Origin of the sequence: Corallococcus sp. CA047B (assembly GCF_003612065.1) — a bacterium.
Taxonomy (GTDB): Bacteria; Myxococcota; Myxococcia; order Myxococcales; family Myxococcaceae; genus Corallococcus; species Corallococcus praedator.
In genome coordinates, this window is record NZ_RAWD01000368.1 from 1 (window position 1) to 8,854 (window position 8,854).

An 8,854-nucleotide genomic window follows, 5' to 3' on the forward strand; every position below is an offset into this window, starting at 1 on the left:
ACTCCGCCCCGCCCCCGCCGTACGTCCCCGAGCGCGAGGAGACGAACGCGCCGGCGGACCTCATCGACTGGGGCTTCCTCTTCGACGGGCTGGGGTTCGTGCGCCGGGCGGTGCTGCGGCACTGGTTCCTGGGCCTGTGCATCATCGCGGTGATGAGCGCCCTGGGCTCCGCGGCGGCGAAGCTGATGCCGCGCAAGTACCACGTCGAAACGCGGATGCTGACGTACCGCAACCTCATCATCTCCTCGCTGGTGAACCCGGGCCGCTCCATCCCGGTGGAGGCGGATCAGCCCACGCGCGCCGCGTGGGAGATGGTGCTCAGCCGGGGCAACCTCAAGTCCGTCATCAAGAACGCGAAGCTCATCGAGTACTGGGACAACATGCGGTCGCCCATCAGCCGCCTGAAGGAGCAGTACACGAAGAAGGCGCCGCCCCCCATGTCCGACGCGGACAAGGAAGAGGCGCTCATCGCGATGCTGGAGACCAGCCTCAACGTGATGGCGGAGGGCGGCTCCGGCACGGTGACCATCGGGGTGGACTGGAGCGACCCGCAGATGGCCTTCAACATCGTGGAGGCCGCGTCGCAGAACTTCCTCGACATGCGGCACGACTCGGAGATGGGCGCCATCACGGAGTCCGTCAACATCCTGAAGTCGCAGGTGGAGAACGAAGCGGCGAACATCAAGCAGGCCATCAACGACCTGGAGCGCGCGGTGAAGCAGGCGGACGCGCGCCGCAAGAAGCGGGAAGCGGACCCCAAGCAGGCCAGCGCGCGGCAGGCGCTGTTGCAGACGGACCACGCGCTCGCGCAGCTGAAGTTCCTGGTGCAGGCCAAGCGCCGCGCCATCCGCGACGTGGAGGACTTCAGGAGCCGCCGCCTCACGGAGCTGCGCTCGCAGCTGGCTGAACAGCGCGTCGTCTTCTCACCGCAGCACCCCGTCATCGTGGACCTGGAGCAGCGGGTGGCGACGATGCAGGCGGACTCGCCGCAGCTCACGTCGCTGCGCTCGGAGGAGCAGTCGCTCATCCAGGAGTACCTGCGCATGGGTGGCACGGACGTGGAGTCCACCACCTCGGAGGGCCCGAACCTGGCCGGGTTGGGTGGCCCCATGGCGGGCGCGATGCTGGGCACGCCGGATGATCCGGAGGTGGCGGTGGCCACGGACCGGATGCGCATGGTGGTGATGCGGCACCAGGAGAAGCTGCGCCGGTTGGATCAGGCGCAGACGGAGCTGGAGATTTCGAAGGTGTCCATGAAGCACCGCTACAGCGTGCTGTTGCCGGCGCTCTTCCCGGAGAAGCCGTCCAAGCCGAACCCGAAGCTCATCGCCATCGCGGGCGTGGTGGGCGGGGTGGCGCTGGCGGTGTTCGCGGCGGTGGCGTTGGACATCCTGCGGCGCCGCATCCTGGAGAAGTGGCAGGTGGAGCGGCTCTTGAAGTTGCCGGTGCTGGCGGAGCTGGAACGCCGCTGAAGGTTCAAGCGCGCGGTGGCCTGGAGGCGACGCGCGCGGGGGTGACACTGTGACGGTCTGGACCTGGGTGGACGTGGCGCTGTGCGTGGGGCTCTTGCCGGTGGCGGGAGGCTGCGGCTACCTGCTGCTCTTGACGCTGCTGTCGGGACGCAAGGCAGCGCCGGTGCCGCCGTCGCCCGCGGCGCGCAAGTTCGACGTGGTGATTCCCTCGCACAACGAGGAGCTGGGCATTGCCCGGACGGTGGCGAACCTGTCCGCCGTGGACTACCCCACGGACCTGCGGCGCATCATCGTCGTCGCGGACAACTGCTCGGACGCGACGGCGGAAAAGGCGCGCGAGGCGGGCGCCACGGTGCTGGAGCGCCAGGACGCGGAGAAGCGCGGCAAGGGCTACGCGCTGGCGCACGCCTTCGAGCGCAGCCAGAAGGACGGCTTCGCGGACGCGGTGGTGGTGGTGGACGCGGACACGGTGGTGACGCCGAACCTGCTGCACGCGTTCTCCCGCCGGCTGGAGGACGGGGCGCACGCGGCGCAGGCGCACTACGGGGTGATGAACCCCACGGCGTCGTGGCGCACGCGGCTGATGACCATCGCGCTGGGCATGTTCCACCGGGTGCGCTCCATGGGGCGCGAGCGGATGGGCGTGTCCTGCGGCCTGCGCGGCAACGGCATGTGCTTCACGCACGCGGTGCTCAAGCAGGTGCCGCACGACGCGTTCAGCGTGGTGGAGGACCTGGAGTACGGCATCCGCCTGGCGCGCGCGGGGCACCGCGTGCACTACGCCTGGGAGGCGGAGGTGCTGGGGGAGATGGTGACGGCGGAGAAGCAGAGCCGTTCACAGCGGCAGCGCTGGGAAGGGGGCCGCGCGCAGATGCGCAAGCTGCACGGCTGGCCGCTCTTGAGCGACGCGCTGAAGCAGAAGAGCGGGCTCTTGTTCGACTTGTCCATGGACGTGCTGGTGCCGCCGCTGAGCCAGTTGGTGCTGGCGACGGTGGCGGGTTCGGTGCTGGCGGCCGGTATCGTGTGGCTGTCGGGGGGCACGGCGGTGGCGGCCTCCGCGCTGTCGGCGTTCGGGCTCACGTCGCTGGCGCTGTACGTGCTGCGCGGCTGGTGGGTGTCCGGCGTGGGCGCGCGCGGCCTGCTGGACCTGGCGTGGGCGCCCATCTACGTGGTGTGGAAGGTGTGGCTGATGGTGCGCGGCCCCGGCGCGGAGAAGCGCGGCGAGTGGGTGCGCACCACGCGCGAGGCGGAGCGGCGGTAGTCGCGCGGAGGTCAGGTGCCGGCGGCCGTGGACCGGCGGCGCGGACCTCGCACGGCGGCTGGTGACGGGGTCCGGGACTTCCGAGCCGTCACCTCCCGTGGAGCCCCCAGGGACACCTGGATGGGGCACACGGTGTCCTCCGCGCAGAAGCCTTCAGCCATCAGGGTGGTGATGGCGTGGCGCATGCGGCGCAGGTCGTCGATGCGCGCGTCGATGGCCTGGACCTTCGCTTCCGCGAAACGGGCCACATCGCGGGTGGGGGCGCCGCGCCGGTCGGACAGGGCGAGGACCGCGGAGACCTCCTTGAGGGTGAAGCCCAGCTCCTGGGAGCGGCGGATGAAGCGCACGCGGATGGCGGCCTCCGGGCCGTACAGCCGTTGGCCGCTCTCGCTGCGATCCAGCGGGGTGAGCAGCTTGCGCCGTTCGTAGAAGCGCAGCGTGGACAGCTTCACCCCCGCGGCGCGAGCGAGGGCGCCAATGCGCAGGGGCGTCACCGGGGATGCTTCAACGGGCCGTCGCAAGGCTGCCATCACGCCACCTCCTGGTGCCGAGGATGACACCGCCCTGCGCGAACATCCACGCCAGCTCCAGCACCAGGAAGACGACGAGCACCCGCGTGGCCCCATGCGCCAGCACGAACACCATCCACGAGGAGAACAGCGCCCGGCCCACGGTGTCGAAGGCCCCATGGAACGCGGAGGGCCGGAGGATCCGCACCACCGACCACAGCGACACGATGGTCCCGAAGAGGGCGACAAAGAACAGGTGCGTGGGCGTGAACACCGGCAGGGCCTCACCGCCCACGGACAGCGCGTGGTGCACCTGACGGATGCCGGAGAGCACCACGTCCGCGGTCCACGGGGTGGCGAACGGCAGGGTGACGACCAGGTCATACAGCGCACTGGCCAGGACGACGCGACGGGACAGGGAGGAGTCAGGGTTCATGCCGAAAACCCTAACCCCTGCACCTTGGTGCAGAGGCAAGCGCCCCTCGTACGACAGGGCTCAGCGGGCCGTCACCGGAGCACCTTCACGGCCCTTCCGCGTGGCCAGCAGGAGGCCACCCTGCGCGAACATCCCCGCCAGTTCCATCACGAGGAACGCGATGAGCACCTGCGTCACGCCCTGCGAGAGCGCGAGCACCATCCACGTGGCGACCACGGCCCGGCCCACGGCGTCCACGGCACCATGGAACGCGGTCGGCTGGATGACGCGGACCCCCGCCCACAGCACCGCCAGGACCCCGAACAGGGAGACGAAGAACAGATGCATGGGCGTGAACACCGGCATGGCCTCACCGCGCAGCGACAGCGCCTCGTGCGTCTGGCCCATCAGCGAGAGCGCCACCTCCGCCGTCCACGGCGTGGCGAACGGCAGGGTGACGACCAAATCGTACAGCGCGCTGCCACGGATGATGCGGCGAAGCAGGGAAGAGTCGGGGCTCATGCCTGCGACTCTACCGACTTGCCCTGTCACGGCGGCGAAGACCCCGGCACGGAGTGGAAGCTCCGTGCCGGAGGACGCTCATCAGGTGATGCGCTGGAGCTTCCAGTAGGCCGACTTTGCCGACGACTTGATGGGCGGGAACGTCTCCCCCTTGCTCAGGGGAATGACGCGCTCCTCCGCCGTCGGTGCCGGACTGGTCGAGCCGTCCACGTAGCCATCAAACACGTAGTTGCCCGACGTCTCGCACTTCTCGCCCGTCTTGAAACGATCTCCGACCTTCGCCATGACGCTTCCTTTCGCTCCCGGAGTGGGAGGCAGGAGCGTCCATCGAAGCGAATATCCGGACCATTCCTCCGAAGAGGTAGAGGTCCAGGTCACACCTCGCGGCGCGACCGGCGCGGATCCGCCACGAACCTCAGTCCGCCAGCGGCATCCCGAAGTCCGGCTGCCCACGCTCGCCGGACACCCAGCGGTAGACCTCCAGCACCTGCTCCGCCTTCGCGCGCCACGTGAAGTGCTTCTGGATGCGCGCCCGCGCGCGCTCACCCATGGGCCCAATCACGGACGGATCCGCGACCAGCTTCTCCAGCACCCCGCGCACGCGCTGCACGATTTCGTCCGGCGTCCCCATGGGGATCGCGAAGCCCGTGGACGGACTCACGATTTCACCCGGACCGCCGTAGTCCATCACGATGGGCACCAGCCCCAGCGCCATCGCCTCCGCCACCACCGCGCCGCCGAACTCGCGCACGCTCGGGAAGCCGAAGATGTGGTTCTTCGCCAGCCGGCCCTGCAGCTCCTGGTGCTTCACCCAGCCGGCGAACGTGACGCCGTTCTCCAGCCCGCCCCGGGCCACCTGCGCGCGCAGGTTCTGCATCTCCGCGCCGTCGCCGATGAGCTCCACCACCACCTTGCCCTCGCGCACCAGCGGCGCCGCCGCGTCGATGAGCATCGCCATGCCCTTGTACGGCACGAAGCGCCCCACGAACGCCACCCGCAGCGGCTCCCCCGGCTTCGGGGCCTCCGCCTTCGACGCGCCGAAGCGCCGCACGTCGATGGCGTTCTCGGGGATGTACACCGTCTTGTCCTGGTACTCCGCCGCCAGCTGCGAGCGCGTCGCCCGCGAACCCATCATCAGCGCCGCCGCGTTCTTGCGTGTCGACTTGTAGAAGGGCATCAGCTTGTAGACGTCCCGGATGTAGCTCAGCCACTCGCGCTCACGCACGCGCGCATCCCCGAAGCCCTTGGGCCACGGCAGGCCGCCGTTCATCGGACCCATCACGAAGGGCACCCCCGCCTCCGCGCACCGCGCCGCCAGCGTGCTGGGCGTCGTGGGGCTGATGGGCGTGTAGCGGTGCACCACGTCGAATTCCTTCGCGCGGATGCGGTCCCCGAAGCGCCGCCAGAGCAGCTCCTCGAAGTAGTAGTACGGCAGCACGCTCAGCGCCGTGGCCGTCGTCCAGCCCACGCCCGCCTTGCCCCGCAGCACCTCGCCCACCTTCTCCAGCGGGCGCTCCACCAGCGTCGAGTCCAGCGCCGTGAAGTCCTTCCCCTCCACCAGCCCCTGCTTGAGGATGTTCTCGCGGTTTCGGACCTGGGTGACCAGGTGCACGTCCGCCACCTCGGCGAGTGCCCTGGCCAGGGACCAGCCTTCCAGGGGGACGCTCACCCAGTCAGGGTTGCACAGCTCAGCAATCAGGAGGACGCGGGGTCGGGAGCCAGCCATACGCCTTCCGCATCTATCCCAACCCGGGCCCGGGATATAGCCTCCCCCGCATCCGTCCGATGACCTTCGCACCCTCCCGCGCCGCCTGGCTCCAGTACATCGTGATGGTCGCGGGCCTGGGCGCCGTCACCCTGGGTGCCGCCGCCGTGGGTAACGGCGACCCCATCGTGACCCTGGCGCCCACGCTGGCGCTCACGGTGGTGTGGGTCATCTGGAAGCTGCCGCTGCGCTACCTGGCGCTCACGGTGCTCTACCTGGTGCTCGCGGTGGACTACACGCCCGAGCGCCCCCAATCGATGTTCTGGCCCTCGCCGCTGTTCCCCCTGGGCAAGCTGCTCTTCACCCAGATGCATGAGCTGGTGGGCATTGGCGCCCTGAGATTCCCGCTCATCGACGGGCTCATCATCGGGTCCATTGGCATTGGCATCTGGCGGCGGGCGAAGAAGTCCACCATCGACCCGCCCGTGGTGCCCATCCCCCGGCCGCTGGCGGTGGTGCTGGCCATCTCCTTCTTCTCCATCATGTGGATGGAGGTGTGGGGCATCGTCCGGGGCGGGGACATCAAGAACTCGCTGTGGCAGTGGCACCAGGCCGCCGTGCTCCCGCTGGTGGCGATGATGTACCACTACAGCCTGCGCGGGCCGGAGGACTGGCCCGTGGTGGCGCGCACCATCATCCTGGCGGCGCTCACCAAGTCCGCGGTGAGCACGTACTTCGCGCTCGTGGTCATCCCGGCCCAGGGGTTGGAGGTGGAGTACACGACCTGCCACTCGGACTCGATGACGTTCATCTGCGCCATCACGGTGTGCATCGCGCGGTGGCTGGAGCGGCCGAAGTCCGGACACGCCATCCGGGGCCTCATCATCATCATCCTGGTGTTCATCGGGATGTTCTTCAACGACCGGCGGCTCGCGTACGTGAGCCTCGTGGGTGGCCTCGCCGCCGCGTACTTCTTCAACCCGTGGACGCCGCTGAAGAAGTTCATCACGCGCGGGCTCATCGCGTGCTCGCCGCTGCTCATCGTGTACTTCCTGGTGGGGTGGAACTCGAGCAGCGGCGTGTTCAAGCCGGTGGCGACCTTCCGCTCCATCATCGAGGGCCAGCACGCCGAAGGGGAGCTGGACTACCGCGACATCGAGAACCTGAACCTCATCGCGACGTGGAACACCAACCCGGTGTTCGGCACGGGCTACGGGCACGAGTTCCTGGAACCCTATCCGCTGCCCAACATCGCGTTCGTGTTCCCCACGTACCGCTTCCATCCGCACAACTCGCTGTTGGGCCTCTTGGCCTTCGGCGGGTGGTTCGGGTTCACGGGCGTGTGGATGTACCTGGTGGTGACGGTGTACCTGTCAGCGCGCTCGTATCACCGGGCCTACGCGGCGGAGCACCGCACGGCGTGTCTGGTCATCGTGGGCGTGGTCGCGTCGTACCTGAATCAGGTGTTCGGAGACATGGGCATCATCTCGTACATCTGCACGTTCCAGGTGGCCGTGATGTCGGTGCTCGCGGGCAAGCTGGCCATGGTGACCGGAGCGTGGCCGTGGCCCCAGCGTGAGAAGGTGCTGGGCCTGAAGCGCGTGGAGCCTCCGCCTCCGGAAGAACCGCGTCCCGTGACGGTGGACGCGGGCCAGGTGGCGTGACGGTGCGTCAGCGCTGGACCGCGAGGATGCGCCACTGCTTCACGTCGATGGCGTAGGTGGAGCTCATGTCCATGACCGGCCCGTCTGAATCACAGGTGTTGTGCCTGGGAACAATGTTCACGAGCAACACGCCTTCGGACGCGGGGGACGTCCACACGTCGTAGGAGTCACGCCGGTAGAGGCAGACCTCATCCGGAGTGGCGCCCTTGTGCGGCTTGATGTCCAGGGGGAGGAAGTCGTCCATCGCCAGTTGGGTCGCGACCACCACGGTGGCGGGGGTCAGCATCCGGCCCTCGGCGGGGAGATCCAACGGGAACTTGAAGCGGGCCGCCTCTTCGGGCGGAGCGAAGACAGGACGCACCGGCCCGCGGAAGAGCGCGCAGGCGGGAAGGGTCAGCGCCAGCAGCAACACCAGTGCCTGCTTCAAACGCCGATGCTGGAACACAGAACGCTCACGCCCCATCTAGTCCTCCACGGGCGTGACGAAGCCCATGTCCTTGTCGCCTTCATGGATGTACCCGACGAGCTTCCACGCCTTGTCCCGTCGAAGATAGACCTCTCCTGGACGACGCTCCCCTTTGTATGGAATCAACTTCGTGAGGGTGCACCCGGAATCGAACTGGATGCGCAGGGACCAGCGCTGGGATTCGGCCCAGCGGTCCTCCCGGGACATCTTCGAGGGGAACCAGGGATGGCTGTGGAAGTCGGCCAGGATGGACACATCACCCCGGTCGTCCCGCACGCTGCTGGGAACGCTGCAACTCTTGCGGCGTTGGTCCGTCCCGACCAGCCTCGTCCGGCCCAAGGGTGAAGGCCAGCTCGCGGAGTACTCCCCGTTACCAAGGGAGTAGAGGACCCCGCAGTACTCCCTGCCGTAGTCCTTCGCCTGAGCAAGATCCAAGGACATGACCGCAGGGCAGAGCTGGTCGATGACCTCGTCGACATCCGACGACGGGTGGACAGCAGTCCAGGGCCCCTGGACCCAGACCTCGTCCCCCTGACGACCGAAGAGGACCTCATTGCCCCGCTGCAAGTAGGACGGGGCGCCAGCACAGCCCAGCAGCAACAGCACCCCGACACTCCATCTCCACCGCTTGAGCATCCCGCCTCGCCTCTCCCAGACGGGAGGATGCGGGAGGGCATAACATGCTCAATTCAGTCAAAACGATATTTAACTGTAAATCATGAACCACCCACGAACGCTCTTCCGCAGCCCCGGCCGCGATGGTGTTGCTCTCCCCACCCGACGTCCGGATGAGACGACGCGCCGGCTCGGTCAACGCGCGGTCGCTCCCTGCCGCGGCAG

Annotated in this window: 10 protein-coding genes; 3 read left to right on the forward strand and 7 right to left on the reverse strand. The window is 68.3% G+C overall.

Translation table 11 applies throughout. From position 1 onward, the window contains the following. Both epsV and epsU read left to right on the forward strand, forming a co-directional pair. Positions 1 to 1,472: PCP family exopolysaccharide biosynthesis protein EpsV (gene epsV / locus D7X74_RS35850; RefSeq protein WP_120537486.1), on the forward strand; the 1,472-nt coding region annotated here is incomplete at its 5' end. Between the two features lie 49 nt (positions 1,473 to 1,521). Further along, a complete protein-coding gene (gene epsU, locus D7X74_RS35855) occupies positions 1,522 to 2,733 on the forward strand; it encodes an exopolysaccharide biosynthesis GT2 family glycosyltransferase EpsU (protein ID WP_120537487.1) in 1,212 nt (403 codons plus the stop codon). An 11-nt stretch (positions 2,734 to 2,744) separates the two neighbouring features. Here the strand turns inward: epsU and D7X74_RS35860 are convergent, their stop codons facing one another. From D7X74_RS35860 to epsH, 5 genes are all read right to left on the reverse strand, one after another. Continuing rightward, on the reverse strand, positions 2,745 to 3,263 hold the full coding sequence (locus D7X74_RS35860; RefSeq protein ID WP_158622346.1) for a MerR family DNA-binding protein: 519 nt from the start codon (positions 3,261 to 3,263) through the stop codon (positions 2,745 to 2,747). After that, complete coding sequence (locus tag D7X74_RS35865; protein ID WP_120537489.1) at positions 3,238 to 3,678, reverse strand: hypothetical protein; 441 nt, start codon at positions 3,676 to 3,678, stop codon at positions 3,238 to 3,240. The genes D7X74_RS35860 and D7X74_RS35865 overlap by 26 nt, the downstream gene beginning before the upstream one ends. 60 nt (positions 3,679 to 3,738) lie before the next feature. Then, entirely contained in the window at positions 3,739 to 4,179 is a 441-nt protein-coding gene (locus D7X74_RS35870) for a hypothetical protein (RefSeq protein WP_120537490.1), read from the reverse strand. Between the two features lie 81 nt (positions 4,180 to 4,260). Then, positions 4,261 to 4,464, reverse strand: coding sequence for a YjzC family protein (locus tag D7X74_RS35875; protein ID WP_120537491.1), 204 nt, complete (start codon positions 4,462 to 4,464; stop codon positions 4,261 to 4,263). Between the two features lie 130 nt (positions 4,465 to 4,594). Next, positions 4,595 to 5,905, reverse strand: a complete 1,311-nt coding sequence (epsH, locus tag D7X74_RS35880; protein ID WP_120537492.1) for an exopolysaccharide biosynthesis glycosyltransferase EpsH — start codon at positions 5,903 to 5,905, stop codon at positions 4,595 to 4,597. Between the two features lie 59 nt (positions 5,906 to 5,964). Between epsH and wzy the strand changes: the two genes are divergently transcribed. After that, a complete protein-coding gene (gene wzy / locus D7X74_RS35885) occupies positions 5,965 to 7,548 on the forward strand; it encodes an exopolysaccharide repeat unit polymerase (RefSeq protein ID WP_233602402.1) in 1,584 nt (527 codons plus the stop codon). Positions 7,549 to 7,555: 7 nt separating this feature from the next. On the opposite strand, the gene D7X74_RS35890 is transcribed toward wzy, so the two are convergent. Both D7X74_RS35890 and D7X74_RS35895 read right to left on the reverse strand, forming a co-directional pair. Further along, positions 7,556 to 8,011 (reverse strand): hypothetical protein, encoded by a 456-nt coding sequence (locus D7X74_RS35890; RefSeq protein WP_120537493.1) that lies wholly within the window; start codon positions 8,009 to 8,011, stop codon positions 7,556 to 7,558. Further along, positions 8,012 to 8,650 (reverse strand): hypothetical protein, encoded by a 639-nt coding sequence (locus D7X74_RS35895; RefSeq protein WP_120537494.1) that lies wholly within the window; start codon positions 8,648 to 8,650, stop codon positions 8,012 to 8,014. Between the last annotated feature and the right edge of the window lie 204 nt (positions 8,651 to 8,854).